General features: G+C 58.6%; 21 protein-coding genes and 3 pseudogenes. 8 read left to right on the top strand and 16 right to left on the bottom strand.

The features are described 5' to 3' along the window. Positions 1 to 571 precede the first annotated feature (571 nt). Positions 572 to 1,009 (top strand): metallophosphoesterase, encoded by a 438-nt coding sequence (locus IVB18_RS14120; protein WP_346732634.1) that lies wholly within the window; start codon positions 572 to 574, stop codon positions 1,007 to 1,009. Between the two features lie 151 nt (positions 1,010 to 1,160). On the opposite strand, the pseudogene IVB18_RS14115 reads toward IVB18_RS14120, so the two are convergent. The 9 genes and pseudogenes from IVB18_RS14115 to IVB18_RS14075 all read right to left on the bottom strand — a co-directional run. Next, positions 1,161 to 1,794 (bottom strand): annotated as a pseudogene (locus IVB18_RS14115) (IS3 family transposase); the annotation flags it as partial. Between the two features lie 14 nt (positions 1,795 to 1,808). Further along, positions 1,809 to 2,132: pseudogene (locus IVB18_RS14110) on the bottom strand (SDR family oxidoreductase); the annotation flags it as partial. A gap of 78 nt (positions 2,133 to 2,210) precedes the next feature. After that, complete coding sequence (locus IVB18_RS14105; RefSeq protein ID WP_247983306.1) at positions 2,211 to 3,947, bottom strand: IS66 family transposase; 1,737 nt, start codon at positions 3,945 to 3,947, stop codon at positions 2,211 to 2,213. Between the two features lie 44 nt (positions 3,948 to 3,991). Then, positions 3,992 to 4,339, bottom strand: a complete 348-nt coding sequence (tnpB, locus tag IVB18_RS14100; protein ID WP_082758020.1) for an IS66 family insertion sequence element accessory protein TnpB — start codon at positions 4,337 to 4,339, stop codon at positions 3,992 to 3,994. Further along, the gene (locus tag IVB18_RS14095; protein ID WP_188106852.1) at positions 4,336 to 4,680 is read right to left on the bottom strand and encodes a transposase; all 345 of its coding nucleotides are present in this window, start codon (positions 4,678 to 4,680) and stop codon (positions 4,336 to 4,338) included. Before IVB18_RS14095 ends, tnpB begins: the two co-directional genes overlap by 4 nt. A 55-nt stretch (positions 4,681 to 4,735) precedes the next feature. Beyond that, a complete protein-coding gene (locus IVB18_RS14090; RefSeq protein ID WP_247989681.1) occupies positions 4,736 to 4,936 on the bottom strand; it encodes a hypothetical protein in 201 nt (66 codons plus the stop codon). A gap of 573 nt (positions 4,937 to 5,509) precedes the next feature. After that, positions 5,510 to 8,890 carry an adenylate/guanylate cyclase domain-containing protein gene (locus IVB18_RS14085; protein ID WP_247989680.1) on the bottom strand — a complete coding sequence of 1,127 codons (3,381 nt, stop codon included), beginning with the start codon at positions 8,888 to 8,890 and terminating at the stop codon, positions 5,510 to 5,512. Between the two features lie 390 nt (positions 8,891 to 9,280). After that, complete coding sequence (locus IVB18_RS14080; protein WP_247989679.1) at positions 9,281 to 10,150, bottom strand: hypothetical protein; 870 nt, start codon at positions 10,148 to 10,150, stop codon at positions 9,281 to 9,283. A gap of 108 nt (positions 10,151 to 10,258) precedes the next feature. Further along, the gene (locus IVB18_RS14075) at positions 10,259 to 10,789 is read right to left on the bottom strand and encodes a hypothetical protein (protein ID WP_247989678.1); all 531 of its coding nucleotides are present in this window, start codon (positions 10,787 to 10,789) and stop codon (positions 10,259 to 10,261) included. Between the two features lie 1,280 nt (positions 10,790 to 12,069). Here IVB18_RS14075 and IVB18_RS14070 point away from each other — a divergent pair. The 3 genes from IVB18_RS14070 (at position 12,070) to IVB18_RS14065 (ending at position 14,808) form a co-directional block, all read left to right on the top strand. Beyond that, positions 12,070 to 12,588 (top strand): SDR family NAD(P)-dependent oxidoreductase, encoded by a 519-nt coding sequence (locus IVB18_RS14070; RefSeq protein WP_247989677.1) that lies wholly within the window; start codon positions 12,070 to 12,072, stop codon positions 12,586 to 12,588. 32 nt (positions 12,589 to 12,620) lie between these two features. Next, on the top strand, positions 12,621 to 12,743 hold the full coding sequence (locus IVB18_RS51605; RefSeq protein ID WP_256476729.1) for a hypothetical protein: 123 nt from the start codon (positions 12,621 to 12,623) through the stop codon (positions 12,741 to 12,743). A 1,732-nt stretch (positions 12,744 to 14,475) separates the two neighbouring features. Further along, on the top strand, positions 14,476 to 14,808 hold the full coding sequence (locus IVB18_RS14065; protein ID WP_247989676.1) for a hypothetical protein: 333 nt from the start codon (positions 14,476 to 14,478) through the stop codon (positions 14,806 to 14,808). 1,829 nt (positions 14,809 to 16,637) lie between these two features. Here IVB18_RS14065 and IVB18_RS14055 read toward each other — a convergent pair. Together IVB18_RS14055 and IVB18_RS14050 are read right to left on the bottom strand one after the other, a co-directional pair. Then, positions 16,638 to 16,997 (bottom strand): VanZ family protein, encoded by a 360-nt coding sequence (locus IVB18_RS14055; protein ID WP_247989675.1) that lies wholly within the window; start codon positions 16,995 to 16,997, stop codon positions 16,638 to 16,640. 1,476 nt (positions 16,998 to 18,473) lie between these two features. Continuing rightward, on the bottom strand, positions 18,474 to 18,737 hold the full coding sequence (locus IVB18_RS14050) for a hypothetical protein (protein WP_247989674.1): 264 nt from the start codon (positions 18,735 to 18,737) through the stop codon (positions 18,474 to 18,476). A gap of 77 nt (positions 18,738 to 18,814) precedes the next feature. Here IVB18_RS14050 and IVB18_RS14045 point away from each other — a divergent pair, with 77 nt between their 5' ends. The 4 genes from IVB18_RS14045 to IVB18_RS14030 all read left to right on the top strand — a co-directional run bounded on the left by IVB18_RS14045 (position 18,815) and on the right by IVB18_RS14030 (position 22,586). Next, positions 18,815 to 20,158 (top strand): IS1182 family transposase, encoded by a 1,344-nt coding sequence (locus tag IVB18_RS14045; protein ID WP_247985020.1) that lies wholly within the window; start codon positions 18,815 to 18,817, stop codon positions 20,156 to 20,158. A gap of 304 nt (positions 20,159 to 20,462) precedes the next feature. After that, positions 20,463 to 21,260 carry an outer membrane beta-barrel protein gene (locus IVB18_RS14040; protein ID WP_247989673.1) on the top strand — a complete coding sequence of 266 codons (798 nt, stop codon included), beginning with the start codon at positions 20,463 to 20,465 and terminating at the stop codon, positions 21,258 to 21,260. Positions 21,261 to 21,326: 66 nt separating this feature from the next. Beyond that, positions 21,327 to 21,638, top strand: a complete 312-nt coding sequence (locus IVB18_RS14035; RefSeq protein WP_247989672.1) for an addiction module antidote protein — start codon at positions 21,327 to 21,329, stop codon at positions 21,636 to 21,638. A gap of 369 nt (positions 21,639 to 22,007) precedes the next feature. Next, on the top strand, positions 22,008 to 22,586 hold the full coding sequence (locus IVB18_RS14030; protein ID WP_247989671.1) for a hypothetical protein: 579 nt from the start codon (positions 22,008 to 22,010) through the stop codon (positions 22,584 to 22,586). 349 nt (positions 22,587 to 22,935) lie between these two features. Here IVB18_RS14030 and IVB18_RS14025 read toward each other — a convergent pair whose 3' ends face one another. The 5 genes and pseudogenes from IVB18_RS14025 to IVB18_RS14005 all read right to left on the bottom strand — a co-directional run bounded on the left by IVB18_RS14025 (position 22,936) and on the right by IVB18_RS14005 (position 26,380). Next, positions 22,936 to 23,406 (bottom strand): amidohydrolase family protein, encoded by a 471-nt coding sequence (locus IVB18_RS14025; protein WP_247989670.1) that lies wholly within the window; start codon positions 23,404 to 23,406, stop codon positions 22,936 to 22,938. 413 nt (positions 23,407 to 23,819) lie between these two features. Then, positions 23,820 to 24,211: pseudogene (locus IVB18_RS14020) on the bottom strand (DUF427 domain-containing protein); the annotation flags it as partial. After that, positions 24,204 to 25,112: an alpha/beta hydrolase gene (locus IVB18_RS14015; RefSeq protein ID WP_247989669.1), complete on the bottom strand. Its 909-nt coding sequence runs from the start codon at positions 25,110 to 25,112 to the stop codon at positions 24,204 to 24,206. The pseudogene IVB18_RS14020 and the gene IVB18_RS14015, both read right to left, overlap by 8 nt. A 13-nt stretch (positions 25,113 to 25,125) precedes the next feature. Continuing rightward, on the bottom strand, positions 25,126 to 25,563 hold the full coding sequence (locus IVB18_RS14010) for a heme-binding protein (RefSeq protein ID WP_247989668.1): 438 nt from the start codon (positions 25,561 to 25,563) through the stop codon (positions 25,126 to 25,128). A gap of 70 nt (positions 25,564 to 25,633) precedes the next feature. Continuing rightward, positions 25,634 to 26,380, bottom strand: a complete 747-nt coding sequence (locus tag IVB18_RS14005; RefSeq protein ID WP_247989667.1) for a glucose 1-dehydrogenase — start codon at positions 26,378 to 26,380, stop codon at positions 25,634 to 25,636. Positions 26,381 to 26,443 lie beyond the last annotated feature (63 nt).

The raw sequence follows: 26,443 nt of genomic DNA, 5'->3' as shown, positions 1-26,443 counted from the left end.
ACGCTCGATCGATAAGGGATGCAAAGCGCGTGCTTTGACACTCCTTCTCAAGCGCGACGAATTGGCGTTACCCTCCTCGTGACGCAAGTGTCACAAATTTGATCGGTCATACTCGCGGGAAGTTGGTACGTAACGTACACTCCACCGCCGTCCACCTATCCACTGTGCTTTCGCGTCATCACGTTTGTACTAATCGTACGAACTAGTCGCGACCGAAGCTGTACGATTCATTGCAAGTTGGCCCAACCCACAACCCACACTTGCGCGGCCCAACGTGTTATTGTTGAAATAAGCCGAGACGAACCACACACTCCCTCTTCTTTGGAAGCGGATTCGAGGATGCGATGCTCTGATAAGCAGCCGTGCTTTGGAAATCCAGTGAACGCGACCCGTTCAAGCCTGTCGCATGCGGACACGCAGGCCGTCGATCACAAACAAGATCATCTTATCTGATGACGACCTACTCACGCGATACAAGAGCCTCGCTCCAGGTATCGCGCCGTCGGTCGCTGTGATCTAGATAGCCCCTCCGCAGCCGGTGCGGGCGCCCCAATCACATTTGCAATTGGCGATGTCCATGGCTGCTTCGACAAGCTGGCTATGCCTCATAGAAGCCTGCGATTCGATTAGAGCAGGACGATATGCCCGGTTCGTATTTGTAGGCGACTATGTCGATCGAGGGCCAGACACTAGGAGGGTCGTTGACTTCCTAATCGAAAGGCAGCCGCGCGGCAAAGATCAATTCATGTGCCTGCGCGGCAATCACGATGACCTGCTGATCCGAGCCGCCAAAAAGGAGCGGACGGATGCCGATCTCATTAATTGGTGGGGCAATGGCGGCGAACGGACGCTGGAGAGCTATGGTGTCGACGATCCCAGCGAGCTCCCTAAGGAACATCTTGCCTGGATCGATGCGCTTCCCATCAAATTTACTGATCATCGCAGGCTTTTTGTGCATGCGGGAATTCGACCCGGTATCTCAATCTCGGATCAGGACGAACAAGAGTAATGTGGATACGGGAGCCGTTTCTGTCCTCTCAGGCCTAATCACGGCACCTTCATTGTTCACGGGCATACCCCCACCAATTCGGGGTTACCTGAGCTGCGTCCGAATCGCCTCAACCTCGACATGAGCTGCACCCGGTTCGGTTGACACCCGCTTAAGCTAATCCAGCCTGCCGCTCGAACTCCATAGGGCTCAAATATCCGATCGTCGAATGCCGGCGTTTCGGATTGTAGAAGCGCTCAATATAATCGAAGACGTCGGCCTTGGCGTCGTCCCTCGTCCGGTACATTTTGCGCGCAGTCCGCTCGGTCTTCAATGACGAGAAGAAGCTCTCCATCGCCGCGTTGTCCCAGACGTTGCCTGACCGGCATCGAGCAGACGACGCCGTGATCGGCCATCAACCGCTGGAACTGCTCGCTGGTGTATTAGCTGCCACGATCGGAATGATGCAGCAACGCGTCCGGCTTGCCCCGTCGCCAGATCGCCATCACCAGGGCGTCGGTGACGAGCTGGGCCGTCATCGCTGCCTTCATCGACCAGCCAACCACACGGCGGGAGAAGAGATCGACGACGGCGGCCACATAGAGCCAGCCCTCCGCCGTCCACACATAGGTGAAGTCAGCGATCCATTTGCGGTTGGGAGCGGGAACTTCGAAGCTGCGATCGAGCACGTTGGGAGCGACGGCGGCAACCTGCGGCTCACCCAGATCCGGCGGCAGTCGACGCCGGCGCGGGCGCGCTTTAAGAGCTTGCTGCCGCATCAATCGTTCGATCCGGTGCAGCCCACACCTCATGGCACCGTACCTGGGCTCACGACGTTTACGCGGATCTTTCTATCTCTCAGATCGACGCTCCAGCCGCGAGCAAACGACCTGATCGCTGCCTTGGTCGCTCCGTATACGCTGAATGCCGGAATGCCCTTTATTGCGGCGATCGAAGCGTTCAGCACGATTGACGCTCCCTCGTCCATGAGCGGCAGCGCTTTCTGGACTGTGAACAGGGTTCCACGCACGTTGACGCCAAAGGTCTTGTCGAAGTGGGCCTCAGTTATCGAACCCAAAGGAGCGAATTCGCCGAGGCCAGCATTTGCGAAGAGAATATCCAAGCGACCTTTGGCTTTCTTGATCGTACGCATACGACGAAGACCGCCTGATTGAGACATGCGCGCGGGCACGGCGAGCTCTATGATGGCGTTGCGTGAAGGTCAGGCGGCCTGCTGATCGGCGGGCTTGTCGGCTTGGCGCAGGAGCTTCCATTCCCAGGGCAGCAGTTCGTGCAGACGCGACGCGGGAAGATCGGCGATACGGGCGAGGACGTCGGCGAGCCAGGCCTTGGGATCGACGTCGTTGAGGCGACAGGTCGTGATCATCGTCAGCATGATGGCGGCACGGTCGGCACCGCGCTGGCTGCCGGCGAAGGTCCAGTTGCGCCTTCCCAATGCGATGCCCCTCAATGCGCGCTCAGCACAATTGTTGGTCAAGCAGATCCTGCCATCGTCGAGGAAGCGGGCGAAGTCGTCCCAGCGCCTGAGCATGTAGTTCATAGGCTTCAGGACCTCGGAGGAGCGCGAGAGGGTTTCGCGCTCGCGGAGCAACCAGGCGTGCATGTCGTCGAGAAGTGGTTTGCTCCTCTCCTGGCGCACGGCACGCCGCTCGTCGGCGCTGCGGCCATTGATGGCGCGTTCGATCTCGAACAACGCATCGAGGCGTCTGACCGCCTCCAGTGCGATCGGGGAGATGGGTTTGCCCTTCTGGCCTTCCCGGGCGTTTTTCTCGATGTCGGCCAGCTCGAAGAAGCCCCGCCGCGCATGGGCCAGGCAAAACGCCGGTGTGATCGGCATCGCTTTCTTTTGCGGATCGAACAACGGCTCGAAGCCGCTGTAGCAATCCGCTTGCAGGATGCCGGCGAAGGCGGCCAGATGCTTCTGCGGGTGCTCACCTCGCCGGTCGCTCGAGGCGTAATAGACCGCCGCCGGCGGCGCAGGCCCGGCGAAGGGCCGGTCATCGCGCACATAAGTCCAGATCCGCCCGGTTGTGCACTTGCTCTTGGCCAGGATGCGGATGGTGGTGTCGTCGCCATGCAGGCGCTCGGCCGCGAGTACATGGCGCTCGATCAGGTGGAAGAGCGGCATCACGGCGAAGGTCCCGTGACCGACCTGATCGGCCAGGGTCGACAACGGCAAGTCGATCCCCTCGCACTTAAAGCGCGCACTCTGGCGATTGAGCGGGATATGCATACCGAACTTGTCGAACAGGATCGTCGCCAGCAATTGCGGGCCGATGAAGCCGCGCGGCGTGGCATGGAACGGCGCCGGCGGCTGGCTGATCTTCTCGCAATCGCGGCAGGTGAACTTCTCGCGTACCGTCTCGATGACCTTGAAGCAGCGCGGGATCTCCTCCAGCGTCTTGGTCACATCCTCACCGATCTTCGCCAGCCGCGATCCACCGCAGCAGGCGCAGCTCGTTGGAGCCTCAATGACGACGCGCTCGCGTTCGATGTCATCCGGCCATGGCTTGCGCACCGGCCGCTTGCGCGTGAAGGCGCGTACGCTCTGCGCCTTTGCCGCCGCGGCCTGCGCGGCGAGCTCATCCTCGCTCGCCGTGGTGACGAGTTCTTCAAGTTCCAATTCCAACTGCTCGATCAGCCGCGCCGTGCGCTCGGAACGCGGCCCGTACAGTTCGCGTTTGAGCTTCTCGATCCGCAGCTCGAGATGCGCGATCAGCGCCTCATTGTCCGACAGCTTCGCCCGCGCGTTGGCCGCTTCGGCTTGCCAATTGATGGCTTCGGCCTGTATCCGGCTGACCTTCGCCGCGGCCGCATCGCGTTCGACCTCGACCCTCAGCCGCGCGTCGCGTTCAGCCCGCAACGCCTCACGTTCGATCAACAGCGCCGCCTGGGCGCTGGCGAGATCCGAAGGAAGGTCATCCGGCTTCAAACTCATGAAGCCAGTGAATCAGATTTCCCGGTAGGTTCAATCGCAGAATGCTATCCAACTCGCGTTGGACGCAAAGTTTCTTGAGGATTCCGCCAGTCGATCCCAGATAGCAGGTAAGAAAGCTGCGCCGGAGAGATCGTCACGGCTTCACCGGCAGCCGAAGGCCAGATGAATCTTCCTCTTTCGAGTCTTTTTGTAAACAGGCACGCTCCCTGAGAATCGTGCCAGATGATTTTTATCAGATCTGAACGGCGCCCCCTGAAGCAAAACAAATGACCCCCCAGTGGGTCATGCTTCAAGACCTCCTGCACCTGCAAAGCCAGGCTCGGAAAGCCGCGCCGCATATCGGTATGGCCCGTCGCCAGCCATACCCGCACGCCAGAGGGGATCGGAATCATCGCAGCGCCTTCAACACCGCCGACACCAGCAAGGGCGGCGCCGACCCGCAAATCCTGATCCGTCCGCTCCCCGTCAATTCCACCACGATCACTTCACCGGACGGTGCCGCTTCCTTGATCGGCTCCGCTTCCATCGCCGCTTCCACAAAGCCCTGGTCAGCAAGGTCCTGGCGAAGCCGACGCCGCCAGGTGTAAATCAGCCCCGTTGAAATATCGTGATCCCGCGCAACCTGCGCCACACACGATCCCGGCGCAAAGGCCTCCGCAACGATCCGGCACCGCTCATCCTCGCTCCAACGCCGCCGGCGTTCCGGCCCCGTCAGCACCGAAATCTGACCCATCAATCGCTCTTAAGCTCGCTCTTAAACACGTGCTTATGAGTGCTCAATCCGCCTCTCAGAACAAGGCGGCCTTCATCGTGGGCGTACTCTTGATCTCCTCGAAGAGACGATCGAGATCGCCAACGTTAGCGATGTCACCTCTAATGCCCTTGGCGCTCGGCCCAATCGCGGCCACGGCCCTCTCGAGTTCGGCCTGTCGTCTTCCCGTGATGAAGACAAAGGCACCCTCCTCCGCGAACAGTTTTGCGGTCGCCAATCCTATTCACGCTAGTGCCGCCGGTTATTAGCGCGATCTTCCCTGACAATCGGTCCATGTGTTCCCCTCAACCATTCAACCCGCCAGCGGCCTCTGCAATGCATGCGTGAAGCTAAGGGAACATGTCCGAGGCTGATTGGACCTTTCTGAGAATTTTTTCTCAATTCACCGGTTTCCGTGTCATCCGATAAGGATAACGTTGAAGGAAACAGCCTGAGTATGGCCTCCCAACTTGGGAGGCGTCTGCTTTAAGGCGGTCATCGAACAACTGATAAGGTTTCGCGTATTACCTTATCAGTCGACCAACTGACTCCATTTCTGCGATTTGCTTATCAGTCCGCGACATCGGCTCCGCTTCCCTGAAAGCTTGTCAGCAGCGCCTGAAGGCAGAACGTTTCTCAATATCGGAAGCAATCTATTGCGGCGGAAGTGGCGGGCTATTCGAATCGCCTCTTCGGCGTTCGCAAAGCCGGCACGAGGAAGGCCCTTCCTCAATAATGACGCCGACGTAGGTTCGTCGAAGAGCATGACCTTAGGTTTCGTGCAGAGTGCCCGCGATCGCGACGCGCGGGATCAGCCCAGGGCACTTTGAACGTCGCGCGCCCGTCTGAGGTCAGCCGTTTCGGCTCCTTCGTCGAACCAACGGAAGATTGGTTCTAGCAGAGCGCGCGCCTCATCAGGCCTCCCTTGCGTCCGCCAGAGCTCTGCAAGGCTTGTGACGGCGCGTAGTTCCAAGGATTTGGCGCTTTGACCACGCGCCACTTCGATAGATTTCTTAAGATGAGATTCAGCCTCTCTTGTCTTCGATGGGTTGAGTACTAGAAGAAGTTGCGCGTTTTGCCGATGCAACTCTGATTCCCATGACCTGCCTGTCATGTCACTAATATCGACCAGGATTCCTTCGACAATCGATAGCGCGCTTTGGATTTCGCCCGCCTTGGCGTACAGGTCCGCCAGCCAGCTGACCATCATTGGAAGCATGAAGCCGACGCCATTCCGTCGCGCTTCGCCGAGTCCCAATGCCATTTCTTCCTGGGCCTCTCCAAGTCGGCCTAGTTCGCCGGCTGCTCGGCCTCGTGAAATTCTCGACAAAATTGCGTATAGCGAAAACCGCTGCTCCTGCGACATTTGAAAGCTTTTTTCGGCGCTTTCGAAGGCGAGGGCGGCCTCGCCGCGCAGGAGGTGCACAACAGACGTCATGTAATGAGCGAACGCCACGGTGTAGGGGTGGCCAAGGTCTTGACCCAAGGCAAGCGCTTCCGAAACGCGGGAAAGGGATTGATCCGGATAGCCCAGAAACCACAAGTCCCAGGACAGGAGCAGAAGTGAAGCCGCTTGGGGTTCCACCATGTAAAGATTGGATAAGGGCTGTTTTCCTTTGCCAATTGAGAGCTTGATCGACTCCGTGAAATGGTTCGCTGACGATCGGAAGTCCCCCATCGTCAATAACGTACTGCCCATCACTCTATGAGCCACCATCAGCGGCACGGGTTGGGACAATGCTCGTGACCGTGATAGGAACTCACCAGCCAAGCGGAGCGCATCGTCATTCTTTCCGCCCATCCAGGAGTGCCCCCACAACCCAAACAGGGCTTGGAAATACTCAGGGATATCGCCCAGTTGCAGGCATAAGGCATGGGCTCGCGAAAACGCTTCGCGGGTTTCCGCTGAGGCATACCCTTGAACGGCGATAAGCGGTATTCCCAATGCCAATTGAATGTCGATCTCTTGTTTGATCCGTTCAGGCGTTTCCTGCAAAGCACCCAGAAGCTGAAGGGCCTTTCGAAAGCTAGCAATCGCTTCGACGTTGGCGGAATGCGCGAGCGCGCCCTGCCCAGACTCGAACCAGCAACGAATGGCCGATTGGTGATTGCCTGCTTCTTGATGGTGATAGGCCAGGACTTGGGGTTGATTTTCGGCGAGCTCCGAAAAATCGTGCTGTAAGACTGCCGCGATGTCCGCGTGTATCTGCTGCCTCTTACTCCGAAGCAAGGAGTCATAGATTGCGTCACACAACAGCGCATGCTTGAAGGCGAAACGAAGGGAAGGTGAAATTCCCACTCGATAGATGATGTCGGCCTGTTCGAGCAACGAGAGGGCCGACAGCATATCGTCATCGCCCATTCGTGATGCGGCCGACAAGAGATCATAGGAGAACTCGCGCCCAATCACAGCCGCAATCTGTACAAGTCTGCGACTCGGCGCAACGCGGTCTAGCCGCTCCATCAATGCATCACTCAGCGTGTCCGGAACCCTGAGCGATGCTAGCTGTGGTACGCGCTCGAAAGTGCCTCGGGTTCGTAAGGGCGCGCTCATCATACTGCTCGTCAGTTCCTCTATGAATAGCGGGACGCCATCGGCCTTTGCAATAATTCGGTCGAGCACCGGCTGGGGCATGCTTCCTCCCTTCAAGATATCTCGGATCATCGCCTTAACTTCGGTGAGCGACAATCGAGTGAGCGAGTGCATGGTGGCGTTCGCACGCGTCATCCATGTGGGACGGAACTCGGGCCGGCACGACACAATCAGTAGCACGCGGGCGTGATCGATGCCGCTAATGATCGATTCAAGCAGCTCAAGTGTCGATGGATCTAGCCAGTGCGCATCCTCGAAGATGCAGAGCGTGGGGCGTTGGACAGAAAACGCCAAGATCATTTCGACAAGCGTGCTTATCGTCCTGTTCTTTATTTGCTGCGGCGTAAGACCGGATAGTTCCAGGTTATTTTCCAAAGGGATTGATAACAGTTTGGCAATGAGCAAGACCGGCTCTTTGGAATTATTGATTGATCGCGGAAGGTAAGTTGTAAGTTTGGCAAGTTTATCTGTCTCGGCACCGCGAGCTGTTAGTTGGGCTGCTTGTTCGATCTGACCGATCACCGGATAGAATGGGCTTTGACTATGATAGGGCGAGGACTGATGGTGCAACAAAACGTGTGGCTCCTGCTGAACATGCGATTTCAATTCGTGGAGGAGCCTTGATTTGCCGACCCCGGGAATACCCGAGAGCAATATGACCTGGCCCTCACCTTCTTTGACTTTCCGCCATCTATCGAGCAGCAAGCTCAGTTCGGTTGAACGTCCAATGAGCGGGGTAAGAGAGCCCGTATGCGCAGCCTCGAAGCGGCTAGCGGAATGTTTTGCCGAGAGCACGCGATACACGTGAAGAGGTTCACTTAGGCCTTTAAGTTCGTGGAGACCGACGTCCTGAAAATCAAACGCTGTCCATACGAGGCGCCTCGTCGATTCCGAGATGAGTACCGTGTTGGCAGCGGAAAGGGTCTGTAGACGTGCGGCGATATTGGGCGTCTCCCCCACAGCGTCCATCGACCATGTACCACTATCCCCAATCTCACCGACAACGACCGGACCCGAGCAAACACCCACTCGACAATTTAGGGTAACTGGCCCTGAAATCTTCGTAACTCCGAACACAATTTCCAGACTAGCGTGAACAGCGCGAACGGCGTCATCCTCGTGTGCGCGAGGCCAGCCGAAAAATGCCATCACTCCATCGCCGAAATAGCGGGCGACCTCGCCTCCATAGCGCGCAATTGCCGCGCTGCATTCTACCCGATACGCGTCAATGAGCTTTTGGAGATCCTCAGGATCCAACTTCTCCGATAGCTGTGTAGAGCCCACCAGGTCACAGAACATCACTGTGATCTGGCGGAATTCAGCTTCGCGATGTTTCTCAGAAGAGGGTGATACCACAGTGGCGCTTGCAACCGGCGTTGGTGTGCCGGTGGGCTGGCGCGCGGCCGTCAATGCCTTAATGGCCGTCAACAGCTTCTTGCGGTGGCCTAGAGAAGATACTCCCAGCTTTTCGAGATCATTTTCCGTCAAATCCAGCAGGACCGAGAAGTCGATATGGTTTTCAGCGAAGGTTTTGGCGTACTGGCTTAGACCGTGTCTACCCAGCCACTCGGCTAAGTCGGTGGTTGTTGTCCTCGTCATTGCAGAGGTCCTTGCCTACTGCCGTGGTCCATCAAGGAGCTGGGCCTCAGGCCGCCGTGTGTGGCCTTTGTCACCTAAACGCAGGAAACCTTCTCCGGCGCACGATATCATTTCCCGCACACAATATTACATCAGCGTTCAATTAACGCTGAAATTTCCTTATTCGGCGTCGAGGCACAACCGCAGCTCGGCGCGAGGACGCCACCCGCCGGTGCCCTACCCAGCTACCCACGGCGCAGTCGCGGCGCCTGATCGCTTTGAATCGCATCGTCCTATCACCCTATCGGGGGACCGGGCTCCATTCTCGTGCTTCTCGCCATGCCAAACTGGCGATGAACTGTTGCGCTGTTCCGCTCACGCTGCGGGCCGACGAGCGCCGCGCTTTTCACCCTACAAAGGATGTGAGCTGTGACGACACGGGAGCGCCTCTCCGAGCGCCTGCTCAAGCTCGTCAAGCATCTCCGCTTCGGATTTGAGAAGCTCGTGATTATATCCCTCCGCTAGAATCAGTGCCGATTCATACGTCTCCTGAACGACTCTGATACGATCATTCGCGGGAAGGGAGGCTACGAACTTGATGGTTTCTTCGACGTGAGTGGCCTCGCTTCCAAGGGAGCTGTGACTTCTGAGGAAGCGGCTGGCATCAATGTCACCCGGACAGATCGCCTGCACCTTCTCTATATCGCTTTCCTGCTTCAGCGCCGCGATGCGCTCCAGGCAGTAGGAATAGCCGATGCAGCCGATTGGATAGTCATGGACGCAGAGATCATCGAAGCGCTTACAGAGCGGCTTGATACCCTCCGGAATAAAGTTAGCGACGAGTCGCTCGCCGGGCACACCCAAGGCACGCAAATCCTTGAGCGCGAGCCGGTCGTGACCGGTCTCCTCCCGCGCACGCTCTTCCAAGTAGTCGGCGACCTCGGGCCTCCCCAGTTCGTTGAAGCGCCCGGCGGCGCGCCGGAGATTTCGAGGCGTGTCGACAGACGTGTGATACGCGCCCACCAAGGCTACGATATAGCCGACGAGCGTCGGGTCAGGGCGCGCGAGCTGCTTTTCGATTCGGGCAAATCCGAGATTTATCGCGCCGTCAAGCAGCCCGACCGTGCTGCCCGCTGAGCCGACACCTGTCATCTGTGCCGCGAAGGGATCTATGTTTTCTTCTGTGCCTCCGGGGGAATGAAACCAAACCTCTCCCGACTGGCGAGCGATGATCGAAATATCGCCCGTGACGTTGACCCACTCCGTGAGCAGCCGTGCCATTCGAACCTCCACTTTGGAGTGAACGCCCGTGTATTTTCGCTGGGATGCGACAAAAACTCACGCCGAGCCAGAGACACCCTGTCGCATCCGAGACGGATTGCAATACCGCTAAATTCCGTTCGGCGTGATGGCCATCAGCATCTTGGCCGTCTCAAGCAGAGGCGGCCCAGCAAGAGTCGGACGTGTGGGTCTCGGCAGCACAAAAACGACTCCGACAGTTCTGTCTAGGCCTGTGTCTGCCAAACTGAACCCAGCATCGTACTCGTCTTCCGTGATTACGATGGGTTTCTCCAAATAGATGCCCCGAGCCGCGAGGGCTGTTTTTGCTGCAGCCGAGCGCGCTAGGTACTGCGTCATGGATATCGTACCCGTACTAGGTGTGATCAGGGGATTGTTGGCGGGACCTGTCCATATATCGACGATCCATTGTGCGAGGACATCACTTTGGTACGAGAAATCAGCCACCTTATCTTCTAAATCGTCCTTCGCAGTGCCCGCCTCGTCCGCATAAATACCGCGTTTTTGCTTTTTATTTGAACCGGCCGCGTGCGCTGCTACGGGAAGCATTGCGCCGCCGGCGGCTCCTGCAAGGAACCAACGCCGATTGAAATTCGGTTGTGACTTGGTGTGCGAGGCCATGATCAATCCCTCCCTGCTAAAATCAGTTCGGTGTCTTACCGCCGCACCTCGTATTCTAGTTGTAAGTTTTCGTTCTGACAAGGCTGCTGCTACACTGCCCAATGCCCCCAGACCGTGGTTATATGAGCGAACAATTATGAGTACGTCCTAACTCGACTTTGCCCCATCGAAGCCTCCGTGCTGACGCTCGCCGCCGTGCCGCTGTTTGGAGACATGATGGCGAATTACCGCATTCTGCCCGTGGTAAGCTCTTACGAGTACACGTAAAGCGGTTGAAGGATTATCCCGCCTCTGATCTCGATGATTTGCATCATTAAGACGGCGGCGCACTCATGGGATGATCTTGATTCTTAATCTTGCGCCGGGGTGCGCTTCTCAGAATGCTAGAGACGACGCCCTCAAAATTTACCTGGGTCCATGACTTGGCCAGGATTTCATTCGTATGGCGACGATTGGTTTTTCAAACGGCACGGCATCAACAACCTGTGTCACACGGTCGATGTTGAGGACTTCTACGGTTATTCGCGTCAGTCGTGATGTAGCGAGTATGTCGGAATATAATCCGCAGGCTTGTTTCCGGCCAATTCGACGCCATGGTGATTAGGCCATTATCCTGCATTTGCAAACCGCTGACCTGCCTCAGGAAAAAAGGCAGCACATTTATCGCCTTTTTGGCGCTATGAATTTGCTCATCGCCCCGATGGTCGCGAGCGTCTCTTTCGCTCTCGAGTCAAACGGGAGACAAAACTCTGGTGATTCCGCAAACTGATAAGCTTTGCGACCAAACCTTATCAGTTCCGGGACTGGACGCGGTAAGTAGTACTCCGAGCGGTGCAGCGCCAAGATCTTTCAGACAGCGCGTGAACGATATAGGGCGGATAGGATATCGCCCGAGCAGTTTCCTTGATCAACTGCGTGCGCCGGCCGAATCGCAATGCCTGGCTGTTCCCGCCGAACTACCTGCACGACAGCGTGCTGGACTACTCTCTACTAGGATACGGAGCTTGATGCGCGCGTTGGCTCTTTGTCGTGGGACTCATAAGAGTGTCAAAACACACATATGATTGTCACGTTTTGCGGTGTGATCTCACCTTAACCACACCATCGGACCGAACGTCCTGGCTGGCGGACGTCTTGGCCCGCATCCGGCAGGTACGTCCTAGTCTAGGTTAGGACAGGGCTTCGACAAATCCGGCAGAGTGAAGTTCTCTTACTCGCCGTCAGTCATGTCCCCTTACATGTCGCGATGCTCTTGGCTCACCCGTAGGAGACGGACTCGGATGTTGGAGGTCGGCAATCGGATCGTCATGGTCTCGGGGGCTTCGCGCGGCATCGGACGCGGCGTCGTCGACCGGCTGCTGTCGGCGGGCTTCCGCGTATCGGCGGGGCTGCGCGACCCGAGCCGCCTCGCGGAGAGCGAGAGACTCATGACGCATCGCTATGACGCCAAAGACGCCAAGAGCCCGATTTCCTGGGTCAACGCAACGGTCGCACGGTGGGGCGGCGTCGACGCCATCGTCAACGCCGCCGGAATCAATCCGAAGGTCCGCGTCTCCGACGAGGGCGAGAGCGAACTCGATGAAATGTGGCGCGTGAACGTCAAGGGTCCTCTGCGCCTCATCAGAGCCAGCCTGCCTCATCTGGCCGTCTGCGGTCATGGGCGGGTCATCAATCTGGGGTCCCTCGCCGGAGAACGCGTGGGAAGCAATGTCGGCTACGCGATGACCAAGTTCGCCGTGGTCGCACTCACCCACGGCATTCGCCGAGAAGTCGCGCGGCCGGCATTCGGGCGACGGTGATCTGCCCGGGCTACGTTGCCACGGATATGACGGTGAATGACGACGAGATTCCTCGCCATGAAATGAGCCAGCCGGGCGATATCGCCCGCCTGGTAGAAACCGCGCTGATGCAGCATTTGATTGCGGCGGCAGCTCAAAAAGCCCGTGCTACGTGAAGGTGATCGAACTGGAGTGTGGTGGCGGTCTGATGGTCTGCCCCGTTCGCATCGAGAAGTGAACCGCGTCGGTCGAAGAACCGTTTATGCCATGCTGGCGATCGTAACCGCCGTGCTGATTGCTCGGGCCTTCGGGCTGCTGTGAAGGTCCGCCAGCGTGAACCGGCGGATGTTGTGGGCAATTGAAAGCTATCAAATGCGCCCGCCTGCTACTTGCTGAGCACCGCAGGGCGAGCCGCATCACAGATCAACAGGTGGCGTACCAGCCATCAGGAAACGGTAGCAGAGGCCAGGCGCCCGCGTTGTCGTTCGCGACCTCTGGCATGACGTTGATGGTTCCCGGCCCACTCAGACCCCTCTCAGTAGGAGTCGAAGAGGGGCACGCAGGAGGCGCACGCCCGCGATCAGGGGAGCGTTGTTCGGAAGGCTCTGCGCTGAAGTGCGTAGACTTTATCGAGGGCATAAAATGCACCCCGCGCGTTCTAGAATATAAATCCAAATATAAATAATTATATATATTAAATCTTTTGCTAGATCAATCTAAATGGTTAAATGGTTTAGAAGGCAGCTGCGTAGCTTTGACGCGCGTGCGTTTTGACTTTTGCTCGTGCCGCGGACTCAACAATGGCATTGTGGGAATCGTTGATGATCGCAGGAGCCCTGCCGGTAGGGTGCCGGCTCTATTGGTCTCCTCGTCAGCCGAAGGAAGGCGGACCGGGTCGATCGACCTCTAGACGAGCCGATCGATCTGCCGGCCTTGCCGCTCCTCAACTCCAGCCCAAAGAACAACGCATAGTCACCTACCTTCAAGCAGTAGCTCGCGCCGCTGCGCTGAGCTTCAGGAACGTATCGCGTCTATCGCGTGCGCAATCAGGATTGCAACGCTGACAGCGACGAGGATGACTAGCAGCCAAGTGATCACGTTCGTCTCCAGCCATGGAGTTGAACGCGCTCAACCGCGCACAGTCAAAAACAACCAGCCAAAAACCTTAATTCGGCGCAGGGCTGAGGTTTCAACGCAACTGTTGCGTCCGCTGTCGGCCCTATAGGCGGAATGCGAGGAGGAGAAGAACGCCAACAACGCACGCCGCGAGAAAGAGTAAGAAAATACCCACGGCACCCCCTGCTCATTAGGGATTTGCAAGTGAACTTATATGATCCGCGGGGGCAAGCCCAAGTTCCTCAGGCGCCCTCAACCAACCAAAGGAGCGGAAGCGCTGGCGGACTACGTCCGTATGTGGCGCCTCCATGAAGCGATAGTGTGGGGATTGGTCTGACAGAGCGCGTTGGCGCTTCCGCGAGCGTATTCGCACTGTCGTTTCTTGTGTTCGTGAGCGCGGCCCACCGACGCGTCAGCTGCGAATTCCCGGTGTTCCTCATTGGCTCAGATCATGCCCATAACAATGAAGAGCGCCATCTCGACCAGCATAATTGCTCCCGTCAGCGCAGAGATAAGAAAGAAGTCACCCAGGGACAGGAACTTCATGGTTCGCTCCCCATATGCCGAAGAAACGGCCCCCGCATCCGAGGGTAAGCAGGGGGCAGGACGGACGCTGGAGCCGCTTCTCGGAGAGCTTGACGCGTTCGTCCGGCGCCAAGGTACTTCCAAAATTAAATCCACATTTTGATTTTGTCTACATTTAATTCTGTTTCATTTTCGATTTTGTCTTTACTCCTCGCATTAAATAGTAACGTTATCGAGGGAATCGCAGGTTCTCGTGGAGTTTCTGGCATGCGCCGCTCCCCATCCATCGTGCCTCATGTGGCGGCGGACCAAGATGTCTACCTTGTGCTTGAGGACTTTGGCGACCGGCTCGGACGCGCTTGGTGCGAGACGGCGGAAGAGGACGGCAATCGTGCGACGCTCATACGGCACCTGATCGAAGGCCAATACATGCATCCCGCTCGCATCGTGGCCTTCAACACGACACAGGGATGGTCGCGCGATGTGACCGCGGATATCGCGGATGAGTTGCGCCGTCGTTTCGTCGAGCTTGAGGAAGTGGCCCCCTCCATGCTGGAATTCCTGGAGAGAGCGGCAAGGCGCGCAGGGACAGGTTCGTAAAATCCAGCCGAAGTGCTTATCTCCGGCTTATGCGCATGACGTACGGGGTTTGCTTGGCGACCGCCGGCAAGCAGGTCCCATCGGGACCGGACTGGATCCATGAAGTGAAGCACGACGGCTACCGGATAGTAGTCATCCGGGAGAACGACCGCGTGCGCCTGCTCTCCCGGAACGGCACCGATTGGACGAGGCGGTATCCCTGGAATCGCCGAGGCCGCACTTAAGAACGGGCAGAAGCACTTCGCCATCGATGGCGAGGCCGTTATTCTCGGCGTCGACGGCATCTCCGATTTCAACGCCCTGCACTCGCGCAAGCACGACCACGAAGTGCAGCTCTCCGCGCAACTGGTCTAGCAGCCTTCCGGAGGCATGTACTACGATCACGCGGTTTTCCATTTGAACGCTCATCGGGCCATTGAACGATCGGATACTGGAATACCAACTCGGCCGCCGTCTGTTCGCAACCTTCGTAAGATGGACATGGCGTCCAGGCTTCGCAGGCGAGCCGATCGGCAGCCTTCCGGGCTTCTGCTGCACGCTCTGCCTTCGCCCGAGCGGACGCTCCATAAGAACCCGTGCAGCGCAGGTTGCATTTGCCCCGCTTTCGACAACCGGCGCAGAAACGGCCTCAGCATCGGGGCAGCCACCCGTCAGATGCTGGGGCCGGTATGTTCACAAGCGAACAGTGCGATTTCTCCGGTTTATGGTAGGAGACCCGGGCGCTTGAAAGCGCACCCGTGTGCGCCTTGGCCCACGCACCCCCCTGCCGGCCCACATCCTCTCCTCGTCGCGGTCGGCTGGCCCGAGGCACAGAGAACGGCGCCAAGTATCCCGGCACGTCGCCGTTGAAAGAATCGCCAAGCACGACGGTCCCGGCGCGAACGCCAAGAAAAAGCCCCTAGCGATTTGGGAAGCAGATTGGGTGGAATCATGTACAGAGAGCAATTTGAGAACATATCCATCGATGAGCTGTGGGCTCTCCACACAGAGGTCGATGAGATTCTCGCTGCAAGGATAGTTGCCAAAAAGCAAGAGCTCGCGCGGCGGCTTGAGCAACTCCATCACACGATGGGCGACTCGATCAGCCGACGCTCATCAGCATCGGCTCGGAACCACCCCTGAGAATGGCACCGCCCCTGCCGCAACACCATGCAGCAAGACAAACGCCTCAGCATCTGCGGTGGTGTCGTCCTTCCGTCCAATGCCGCCGGTGGTCGCCAGCCAGAGGCTCATTAAGCCATACGCATCAACGGAATGATACGAACTCGGGACGCATTTTTGCGAATCGGGAACTCCGCCCCCGTTCACCGGATCACCGCCTAACGAGTGGTTAAGGAAGAGCGGATAGGGTGTTCGAGCGTTTTGCCAAAGCCGTTTAGGACCTGAGCGATGAAGGACCTAGGGGACAGATTAGACAAGTTACGTGCCAACGCCTCAGATTTCGCCCTCATGAGCAGGCGGACGAGCGACCCAGAAAAACGCGAATTGTTCAGGCGCTTGGCAGATGAGCTCGCAATTGAAGCTCTCGAGCTTGAGCAGGTGGTAAAGAGGCAGCGCGAGCGGTCAAGTCCCAGCGAACCGGGCAACGTGGTGATCCTGAGGCTGCCTGAGGGGGACTGACCACGGCTTCCCGAGGATCGATGGCCGGCGGCGAGGCGCCCGCCGTCTATTACCCGGAAGTTGCGCTTCACCCGAACCGGCTTGTTCGGCTCCAACGGCAGCACGGCATCAATCAAATCGCCAATGGTCCAGACACGGTCTGTGATGCCCAGCGCAACCGCTGGCGTGGCCCGCAGCGCCTCATGGACCCGGCAAACCCGCAAGAACCGTCAGACATCAGACGCAGCCGTCCAGCGCTCGATCAGGCGTAAAGCGATACTGGCGAGCAAAATCCCGAGCAACCCGCCAACGACCTTTTCGGACGCATCCAGCAATCTAGCATGGCGATCTGGCGTCAGCTTTTGCAACAATTCCAGCACCACTGCGCTACCAAGCACGACGCTGCACACCAGCGTCATCCGGTCCCGGTACGCGGCACAAAATGCGAAACCTAGGAACGCAAAGGCCGCGATGTGTTCGATGTTGGCCGAACTGCTCAGTTGAGGCCTGTCGTGGAATGGAGAGAGACTTGCGTAGGTGATGAAGGCAAGAGAAGCCCACGCCACGGCAACCGAAATTCTATACAGCATGCTAGTCCCGAGTTGTTGCCGCAATATACTTCAGCGCCAACCGGCTCAGGGTGGCTGCGGTTCTTCACCTTACCCCAGAACTTCTGCCGTCTGCGCGGGTGGAGGCCGGGTACAACTGGTAGGAGCACAAGAACGTTACTTTTCGTGATTGAACCAATTAATAGGTTTTAATTTATTTAATCTGATTTAATTTTAAACTGTCGCAATCGAGCCCAGGGGGACCTGATGCCCACAACAGAAGACGACGAAGACCGCCGGGAGTTCTTGAAGATTTGTGGCACGTTTGCTGCCGTAACCTCGCCAGCGATGACTTTGCTCTTGTCGACCTCGTTGACGTCAACAGCCATCGCACGTTCCGGCGCCCAAGACGGAGCAGGATATAGCGGCGGCGGCAGCAATCATTCAGTCTTCGACAATGATCCACACAGCTCGACCAAGGAGCCCTCGACCAAGGAAAACGCGACAGGGGAGCATTCATCAGCCGGCGGCGGTGGTGGGGGCTCAAGCGGGGTGGCGGCGAGAACGCGGGTGGCGCAAAGGGGTCCAAGGTCGCGCATTCCGGAGAGGAAGGCTCCCGATCTGGAGGTGGCGGCGGTAACAAGGCCTCCTCGGGGTTTGGCGGCCAGGATGGAGATGACAAGAAGAAAAAGAATGAGCGCGATTGAAAAGGACAAGTCGAGCGCCGCTTAGCTGTCTGGTGCGGGGAACATGCGCCATCTCAAGGTGCCAATCCTGGTTTTGGCATATGCGGTGATATCGCCCGCGTCTGCGCAAACCTGTTGCCCCACCGGCTGCGCGCCAGACGCCAATCGGTGCGTGAGCAGCGGTCCGCTGTGGACCAGATGCCTTCCTATCGCCTGCGCCGAAGATTCTCGAGGGCCGTCACGTGGGTCCGCGGTGCGCAAGCACCGAGCCGCCGTGCTCGCCCGCCGGCCAGCGCGTACCTACGTGGCCCCAGTTCAGATTCCCCCAGAGTGCGCATTGGTGAATCCGACCAAAGCGCAGGTCGGCGACGCGACCGCTCAATGCGTGAACGTGTTAACCGGAAATGCGCAGTTGCGGGATTGTTTTTTTGAGGACGACGCCGGTAAGGCCGAAGACAAAAGAACCGGTCTGAACTGCCCCGATCGCCAAGCTGCGCTGGCGAGGCAGTGTCTAAAGCGCTGCGTCAACTATGCATCCGATACGACACATTTGGTGTGTGCCGGCAGCTATCCCAACACGGTCTGGCGTGTGTCTTTTGGAGATATCTCAGGCCGCGCTCTCGGTTCCGAGCGTGTAGACCTCTGCGGCCCTCGGCTAAGAACGCTGCGGCAAGCTCCAACGCGCTGAGGTGCGCTGGATTCAGCCCTTCGCTGCCATCGGCTGGACAGACCGCCAACTGGAGGCGGCCCTGCTGGAAGTGACGTCGCGAGATCCGAGCGCACCATCGGGATGAACAAAGGCTCTCTTTGTGCGTCCCTGCCGTGGAGCTAGCTAGATGGCGCCAATCTTCACGCAGAGTGCATGGGCGACCATGAATACCGGGAGGGCGATCAAGAACCATACAATGGCGTCCGCGTCGCGATCTGGCGCGAACTCACGGTTCGCATCTGTCTCGCGGCTATGAGGAACTACAGAAAAGGCTTGGCTTGGTCGGGTGCGCTTGGCTGCGCGACGCAATAGCTGTTTGACGGTTGCTTCGCGCTTTTGCGTGATCTCCGCGCGTTCTTCTACGTCAGACATCAGCTTCACCTTCAACCCGATCTCTACTAGGAGCCTGTCCGAGTAATCGGATTTTTCTCGACGAAGCACAAGCGTCGTGATTCAAACGGCGGATGAGCAAGACATTTCGTCCTTGGGACGTTGATCAGGTTTGGCTGCTGCCGCCGTCGGTCCAGGATTTGGTGCCTCCCGGGCACGTGGCCCACTTTGTTCGCGACACGGTTCGCACGGGTTTGGACCTGTCGGCGATCATGGATGCCTACGACGAGGAGCGCGGCTTTCCGCCCTATCATCCTGGCATGATGGTGGCGCTGCTGCTTTATGCTTACAGCCAGGGGATCTACTCGTCGCGCAGGATCGCTCGGGGCTGCGAGGAGCGGCTGGATTTTGCGGCAGTAACGGGGATGCAGCGTCCGGACTTCCGCACGATCAGCGAGTTCCGCAAGCGCCATCTGGCCGCGCTATCGGGCCTGTTCCGGCAGGTCTTGAAGCTGTGCCGCGAGGCCGGCCTTGTGAAGCTTGGCCATGTGGCGCTCGATGGCACCAAGATCAAGGCCAATGCCGGGATCAACAAGGCGATGAGCTATGGCCGGATGAAAGAGGCCGAACCGAGGCTTGCTGCCGAAGTCCAACGCTGGTTCGCCGAAGCCGCTCAGACCGACAAGGCCGAGGACCGCCAGTTCGGAGCCTTGAAGCGCGGCGACGAGATGCCGGACTGGATGGCCAATAAAGAGAAGCGGCTCGAGAAGATCCGGGCCGCCAAGGCCGCGCTGGAAGCCGAAGCCAAGGCTGCTGCCGAAACCAAAGCCGCCTCGAAGCCGGACGACGACGGCTCCGGCGACGGCGGCAGGGGCCGGCCGGGACGCAAGTCCAAGCCTGTCACGGCAGAGCCGAGCGACAAGGCGCAACGCAACTTCACCGATCCCGACAGCCGCGTGATGCCGACCAAAAACGGCTTCATCCAGGGCTACAACGCACAGGCCGCCGTCGATGGCGCCCATCAGATCATCGTGGCGCACACGCTGACCAACTCGCCGAGCGATCAGGCGCAGCTCGCACCCTTGCTCGATGCCATCAAAGCCAATCTCGGGACGAACCCGGATGAAGCATCGGCCGATGCGGGCTATTGCTCGCAAGCCAATCTTCGCACGCTCGTTCGACGCCGGATCGAGGGCTACGTCGCCACTGGACGGCAAAAGCACGGCACCAAGGCGGCCACGGCAAAAAGGAAGCTCAAATCCGGCACGCTGATCGCCAGAATGAGCACAAAGCTCAAGCGCGCAGGCTATCGAAGCCGGTATCGATTGCGAAAACAGATCGTCGAGCCCGTCTTCGGCCAGATCAAGCAGGCAAGAGGCTTCCGCCAGTTCCTCCTGCGCGGCATCGACAAGGTCAAAGCCGAATGGGCCATGATCTGCACCGCCCACAACCTCACAAAACTCGCAGCAGCACGCTAAGGAGAAACTTGTCTCCAAAAAAACGCTCAGAACTCGATTCGCTTGATCCCAAGTCCATTACCGGGACAGGCTCCTAGCCGGCGAAATCGCTTCTGGCGGGCGGCAGCTGGCGGGCTGCAAACGATATGCCCGCCACTGGGCATTTAGTTCCCAACTACTTAACACATATGGAGAATTCCGGCCACCTTTGATAGCGAGTGTTGCGAGCCAGCTACAGCAACGTACAGAAGCGCGACGTACTATTCTTCGGGCAGGTGGGCGAGCACGCCAATTCATTGAACTCGTTATCTCTGGGGAGACTCGAATGAAGAAACTGATTGCGGCTGCGGCCGGAACACTAGTTTTAGGTCTGGCGGCTCCAGCCAGCGCGGCCGATCTCGCGGCCCGGCCGTACACCAAGGCTCCGCCGCCGATGGTCGCCGCCATCTACGACTGGAGCGGCTTCTACATCGGCATCAACGGCGGTGGCGGCTCAAGCCACAAGTGCTGGGACTTCGTCGACACTTTGGGCGGTGTGACGGGCGTTCCGGGTAGTCTTGTCGGTGAAGGCTGTCACAATGCGACCGGGGGCACGGTCGGTGGTCAGATCGGTTATCGCTGGCAGTCAGCGAACTGGGTGTTCGGTGTCGAAGGCCAGGGCAACTGGGCAGATTTCAAGGGCGACAATATCAGCGCGATCGCGGGATTCGGCCTTCGCAATCAGTCGAAAATTGACGCCTTCGGTCTGATCACGGGCCAAATCGGTTACGCCTGGAACAACGCCCTGTTCTACGTCAAAGGTGGCGCCGCCGTCGTCGGCGATCGCTACAGGACCTTTGACGTTGCAACCGGCCTTGAATTCGATCGGGCGAACGATCAAACCCGCTGGGGCGGGACGGTCGGCGCCGGCTTCGAATATGGCTTTGCGCCGAATTGGTCGGTTGGCATCGAGTACAATCACATCTTTCTCGAACGTCGTAACGTCGATTTCACCGGCTCCGGCAACTTCGCCGGCGCGGGACTTGGTGTCTTTACGCGCACCGAGCGTATCGATCAGAACGTCGACATGGGCCTCGTCCGCTTGAACTACCGCTGGGGTGGCCCGGCGATCGCGAGGTACTGAGTCGCTTCAGTCAAAAGAACAAGGGGCCGGCTCAAAGAGCCGGCCTTTTTCTTTGGGAGGCTCGAAATGACAAAAACCTACAGGCCAGTCATCCCGTCGCAGGTCGCCGCTGAGCTGAACCAAGCATTCGCTTCGGCTGAACCTCACACGATTTGCAAAGCCATCGGGAAAGCACTTGGCGACTTCAACGTCGCCGAAATGGCAAGGCAGACGGGTTTACAGCGGCAGAGTATCTATCGAGCCTTCCGAACCAACACACAGCTTCCAAACTTGTCAACCGTCCTTGCTGTGCTCACGGCCATGGGCTTGCAGCTCAAGGTAGTTCCACGCGTGGGCGCCGAAACCAAGCGCCACCGCGAAGCATCCGACGGCCATTGAAACACATTATTGCGGAGCCAACGGCGAATTGGACCGTCGTCGGCTTCATGGTTCTTCCCCCCTCGGAGTGTAGAAAGGCGCTTATTTCCCCTTCGCCTTCAGCCCCAACGCAACAAGCCGACGGATGGCGTGCGCCCGGGTAATCGTTTTGTCGGATGACGATGCTATCCAAGCATCAATCGCGGCAAGCTCGGCGGGGTGCCAGCGCTCGCCGACCTGGGTGCCGCGTCCCGTCGTGGCGGGCCTTCCCCTTTTCTTTTTAGTGGTAACCTGAATTGACTTAGCCATGAAATCGGGTTACCACAAAAGCAAGCCGAGGGGAAGCTGACACTTCCGCCTCGGCTCTAACCCACAACACGGGAGTGATCCATGATGCAGGCTAATCAAACACCTACTACACGGCGGCAATTTTCCAAATGGCTGGCGGCGGCTACGGCCGGCGCCGGAGCTGCTGCGGTGGTTGCGCCCGTGACCACGCTTGCCGCGGCGCCCCACGACGACAGCCCGTTGCTGCGGCTCCAGGAGCAGATATTCGAGGCGTGGTGGGCTGCCAATGAGCACAACGACGAGCTCCATCGACTGATTAAGGCTCGGGATGCGAAATACGAGCAGCTTCTCCAGGAAGAAAAGGCGGCGCACCAATTTCGGAGCGCGGATGACCGCTGGGCGTTCGTCTGGTCAATGCCGGAAGGCCGAGAGCTGGATCGGCTGATCACGTTGAGCGAGGAGCACCATGATCGAATGGCTGGCCTGATTGATCAGATGTGGGCCATCCCAGCGCTCACCGAGGCGGGCCGATCCGCGAAGGTGTCCGTGGTTCTGTCGTGCATTCTAGACTGGCGTAAGCCGGATGAGGAAATGGATTGGCGCGAGCTTATGGCGCGCCGGCTGTTAGTTGATCTCGTCGGCGGAGAAGAGGCGCAATCGTTCCGGGAGATCTACGCCTAGCACTGCTCGTTCCTCAGCAGCGCGTGAGTGGGCTCAGCGTCAACTGAACAGCCGATCTACGATAGCCCGCCGAGCGTAAATTCCCGGCGGGCTTTATTGGCGAGGGGTTCGCCAATGCAACGCTTCGAGACGCTTCGTTAGTCCTTATTCCCGATGCATCGTCAATGGTTCGGACCGTCCGAATGCTGCCTATGCTCTGAATACTGCCTCGGTGAATAACTGGCACCCAAAGGATTGAGACTACTGACCCTGGGGCGCATATCTATGGAAGTTCGCTCAGGTTGATTTGGGAGCGATATCCCCACTTTCAGGTCGCGGAGTTCAAAGACAATGAACGAGTCAGGAGTCGTCAAGACCTTGTTGGTTCGCCTCCCCTGCGATGTGAAGGCGTGGCTGTAGGATCGTCGGGCAGTCGGATGCGTGGTCCCTTGCCTAGCCGGAAAGATAGGTAGGTAGGCGCCAAAGTTGGAGGGATGGCCTTATGGATGGCGACGGCCTTGAGCCCTAGATCGTGGGCCCGCTGGAATATAGGAAAGGCGATTTCCGGATCATCCATATGCCATCCGACGACACCGTCCGCCGTGTAGCTGTTCGGATAAAGCTTGATGCCGACCGGCTTCAACTCTTCGACCTGCTGCTCGAGCGAGTCGAGCGCCTGCTCTGGAAATACGGGATCCACTCCAGCATAAACCTGAAACCGCTCAGGCCATCTTTCGCGGGCCTCCCGGGCTTTCTCTATGCTGCACCCGCCGTCCTTGAAAGCGTTTATCGGGGTGACATGATGACAGGCGAAATCGTAATCGCTTTCGACGAACAGCACCTTTGCGGTTTCCGCGAGCGTCCAGTTGCGCGCGAATTGCTCACGGGGAAGCCTATATCCCACTGGGGACAGGCCATAGTGGGCGCCATAGAAGGCGTCGACAACGCCCCGCGAATACCGGCCTGCAGCATAGTTGTCCTCTCGAAGATTTTAGCTGTGCGCCGATGCATCGGCGACGAATACGTCTTTAATCATCTATCTCTTCCTCCGCTGTCATCCGTCTCGAGAAACGCCTCGCGCCGATCGCCTCGCTTACTCTCGTGCGGTTTGAACACGATCCGCCTCATGCACTTATGCTGGTCCTGGCCGAAACCCCCTCGTACCAACGTGTCACGCTCGGCCGTAGTTGATATGGCGAATGCCTTTGCGGCGAAGTCGATTGTCACCAGCGCAGTGGCGTGTGGCCCGAGCCACCAAAGCCAGGCCGCCGGCGTCGGTAAGCTGATCGCGTCGACACGGTCGGGGTAGAAGGCGACGTAATCCTTGATCTGCGCCATCGCTTCAAACGGGGTCTCATAAGTCCACACCGCATTGAGCGAACGATCACCGCCAGCGGCAATGCTGTAATACGAAGCGTCGCCCTTGTAGGGGCAATACGTGCTGTGTTCGCTACGCGTGAGCGCGGCCATATCGACATCCCGACGGGGGATATACTGAACGGCCGGATAGGAGGCCTCGCGAAGGGTCAACGCATCGCTTGTGTCGGCGATAATTTTTCCGCCGATTGTGATCACGACGCGCGACGGGTTCGCTTCGATCGAAATGGGTGGCCGGGCCCCGGAATCTTCATCGGCTTGTCAGCCATGATCTGTGTCCTTCCGAGTTGGAAACGGTACCACGGCATCCAAAAACCGCGTCACGTCAGCGACGAACAAAGCGGGATATTGGTACTGCGACCCGTGATTGGAATCCGGATAGAGGATAAGCTGCGCGTTGGGCAGGTTCTGCTGAAGAATAAACGAATTCACGGTATAGATGATCACGTCATTGCTTCCGTTGATCACCAGCGCCGGTTGGGTAATCTCTCGGAGATAGTCAAACATGCCCGCGCGCGGAGCACCCCACTTGCTGATCGCCTCGATCTGCGCCGGCGCAACCTTCTCGTTGACGTCCGGGTCGCGATCCTGTTGGCGCAGGCGAAACCGCTCTAGAAATGCCCGGCCAGCAGCTTGGCTCTTCTCGGTCGGTGTGAAGAACACCCCAAGCCACACATCGTCCGGGTGTGCATATGTCGCGCCGAACACGGCCTCGGCCTCAGGCGTCAGGGTCGCCATGCCCTCGCCGCCCCGCGGCCCCGTCCCCACCAAGACCAGGCGGCGGACCAGACCAGGCTCGGCGAGCGTCAACGCCTGCGCGACGAGGCCGCCAAGCGAAAAGCCGAGGACGTCGACCTTGGCAAGGCCAAGCGCCCTGATGAACGCCGCCGCGCTGACCGCCATTTCTTCGACCGATCCCGGCACCTCCCCGCTCGAAGTGGAAATGCCCGCGTTGTTGAACAGGATCACTTCCCGCGTCATCGCGAGCCCATCAGTCACCGCCGGATCCCAATGGTCCATCGTACCGGTGAAGTGCTGATTGAAGACCAGCGGCACGCCGCCCGATTTACCGAAGCGACGATAGGCGAAGCGGTTGCCGTTGGCCTCTACGAACTGGGTCGGCGCGGTCTGGTGGGTATGAACCATTTCTGGACGGCTATGAATCATCATGGTCGCGCCCTCTTTACTCAGCCGGCACCGCGTCGGGTACGAGCGCCAGGGCTGCTCTCGCGCAATCGACGTCGTTCTGCACTGTGGGTGCCCCGCTGACCCCGATCGCCCCGACAATTTCGCCGTCCACCTTGATGGGAAACCCTCCACCGTAGGCCGCCACACGCGCAAGCGTGGGGATGCCGGCCAAAAGCGACGGGTCGTCCTGGATAAAGTTGAAAAAGTCCTGTGTGGAGACGCCGAACAGAGCTGTGTACGCCTTGTTCTGCGCAATCTCGATGGAAAGGATCGGGGCCCCATCCATCCGGCTGAAGGCTTTGAGATTGCCACCGTCATCGAGAATCGCCACGTTCTCGGCAACGCCAATTTTCCTCGCTTTCGCCACCGCTTGATCCACCATTTTCTGTGCTAGTTCAGAAGAAATGCTGTTTTTCTTCACCACGTTAGCCATTGGACTCCTCCACTTGATAAGTATTGCGCGTTGATCGGGTGTGGGTCGTAATAGTTGCGCCCGGACAGAATCAGTTGGCGGTGTGACCGCCGTCGACGTTGAGGACGTGACCCGTGATGAACCTGGCTTCGTCCGAGCCGAGGAACACGATGCCATCGGCGACCTCCTCCGAGAGGCCGAGCCGAGCGAACGGAACCTGTGTCGCCAGGGCCGCCTTGTTCTCTGCCGTGCCGGTGAAGCGGGTCAGCATGCCGGTGTCCGTGGGGCCTGGCCCGACAGCGTTGACGCGAATTCCCGACTTGGCGATTTCGAGCGCCACCGACTTGGTGATGCCTTCGACGGCGTGCTTGGCGCCGACATACATCGAGGCATAGGCCGCGCCCCTGTGCCCATAGGTCGAGGAGATGTTGATGATGCTGCCGCTCGCCTGGGCCTGCATGGCGCGCACTTCGTGCTTCATGCTCAGGACCACGCCGAGAACGTTGGTCTCGAACGTCGCGGCAAAGCTTTCCGCGGTCTGGTCCGTGATCGGACCGACCTGGCCTTCGGTGGCGGCATTGTTCACCGCGACATCGAGACGGCCAAACCGTGCGACGGTCTTGTCGACCATCGCGCGGACGTTATCCTCCTTGCGGACGTCGGCGTTGATGAACTCGGCCTCGGAACCGAACGAGCGCAGCTCCTTAACGAGCGCCTGGCCGGCCTCATCACGCCGGCCGGCAACGACCACCTTCGCGCCCTTCTTGGCGAAGGCGACGGCGGCGGCGCGACCGATGCCGGTAAGTCCACCCGTGATCAAGACAACTTGATTGCTCATATTAGAATCCTTTCTTGTCTTGGGCCGCCGGAAACCGGCGGCGTTGCCGGCCGGACGCGGCGG

The sequence above is a fragment of the Bradyrhizobium sp. 186 genome (assembly GCF_023101685.1).
Lineage (GTDB): Bacteria > Pseudomonadota > Alphaproteobacteria > Rhizobiales > Xanthobacteraceae > Bradyrhizobium.
The sequence above is the reverse complement of the archived record's forward strand: the minus strand, read 5'-3'. Positions and strand labels throughout refer to the sequence as shown.

Bases quoted from the DNA above. Each gene is read 5' to 3' on its own strand.
- IVB18_RS14120 (WP_346732634.1), top strand. From the start codon at position 572: ATGTCCATGGCTGCTTCGACAAGCTGGCTATGCCTCATAGAAGCCTGC.
- IVB18_RS14105 (WP_247983306.1), bottom strand. From the start codon at position 3,947: ATGAGTTTGAAGCCGGATGACCTTCCTTCGGATCTCGCCAGCGCCCAG.
- tnpB (WP_082758020.1), bottom strand. From the start codon at position 4,339: ATGATTCCGATCCCCTCTGGCGTGCGGGTATGGCTGGCGACGGGCCAT.
- IVB18_RS14095 (WP_188106852.1), bottom strand. From the start codon at position 4,680: ATGGGTCAGATTTCGGTGCTGACGGGGCCGGAACGCCGGCGGCGTTGG.
- IVB18_RS14085 (WP_247989680.1), bottom strand. From the start codon at position 8,890: ATGACGAGGACAACAACCACCGACTTAGCCGAGTGGCTGGGTAGACAC.
- IVB18_RS14080 (WP_247989679.1), bottom strand. From the start codon at position 10,150: ATGGCACGGCTGCTCACGGAGTGGGTCAACGTCACGGGCGATATTTCG.
- IVB18_RS14075 (WP_247989678.1), bottom strand. From the start codon at position 10,789: ATGGCCTCGCACACCAAGTCACAACCGAATTTCAATCGGCGTTGGTTC.
- IVB18_RS14070 (WP_247989677.1), top strand. From the start codon at position 12,070: ATGTTGGAGGTCGGCAATCGGATCGTCATGGTCTCGGGGGCTTCGCGC.
- IVB18_RS14065 (WP_247989676.1), top strand. From the start codon at position 14,476: ATGCGCCGCTCCCCATCCATCGTGCCTCATGTGGCGGCGGACCAAGAT.
- IVB18_RS14055 (WP_247989675.1), bottom strand. From the start codon at position 16,997: ATGCTGTATAGAATTTCGGTTGCCGTGGCGTGGGCTTCTCTTGCCTTC.
- IVB18_RS14045 (WP_247985020.1), top strand. From the start codon at position 18,815: ATGAGCAAGACATTTCGTCCTTGGGACGTTGATCAGGTTTGGCTGCTG.
- IVB18_RS14040 (WP_247989673.1), top strand. From the start codon at position 20,463: ATGAAGAAACTGATTGCGGCTGCGGCCGGAACACTAGTTTTAGGTCTG.
- IVB18_RS14035 (WP_247989672.1), top strand. From the start codon at position 21,327: ATGACAAAAACCTACAGGCCAGTCATCCCGTCGCAGGTCGCCGCTGAG.
- IVB18_RS14030 (WP_247989671.1), top strand. From the start codon at position 22,008: ATGATGCAGGCTAATCAAACACCTACTACACGGCGGCAATTTTCCAAA.
- IVB18_RS14015 (WP_247989669.1), bottom strand. From the start codon at position 25,112: ATGATGATTCATAGCCGTCCAGAAATGGTTCATACCCACCAGACCGCG.
- IVB18_RS14010 (WP_247989668.1), bottom strand. From the start codon at position 25,563: ATGGCTAACGTGGTGAAGAAAAACAGCATTTCTTCTGAACTAGCACAG.
- IVB18_RS14005 (WP_247989667.1), bottom strand. From the start codon at position 26,380: ATGAGCAATCAAGTTGTCTTGATCACGGGTGGACTTACCGGCATCGGT.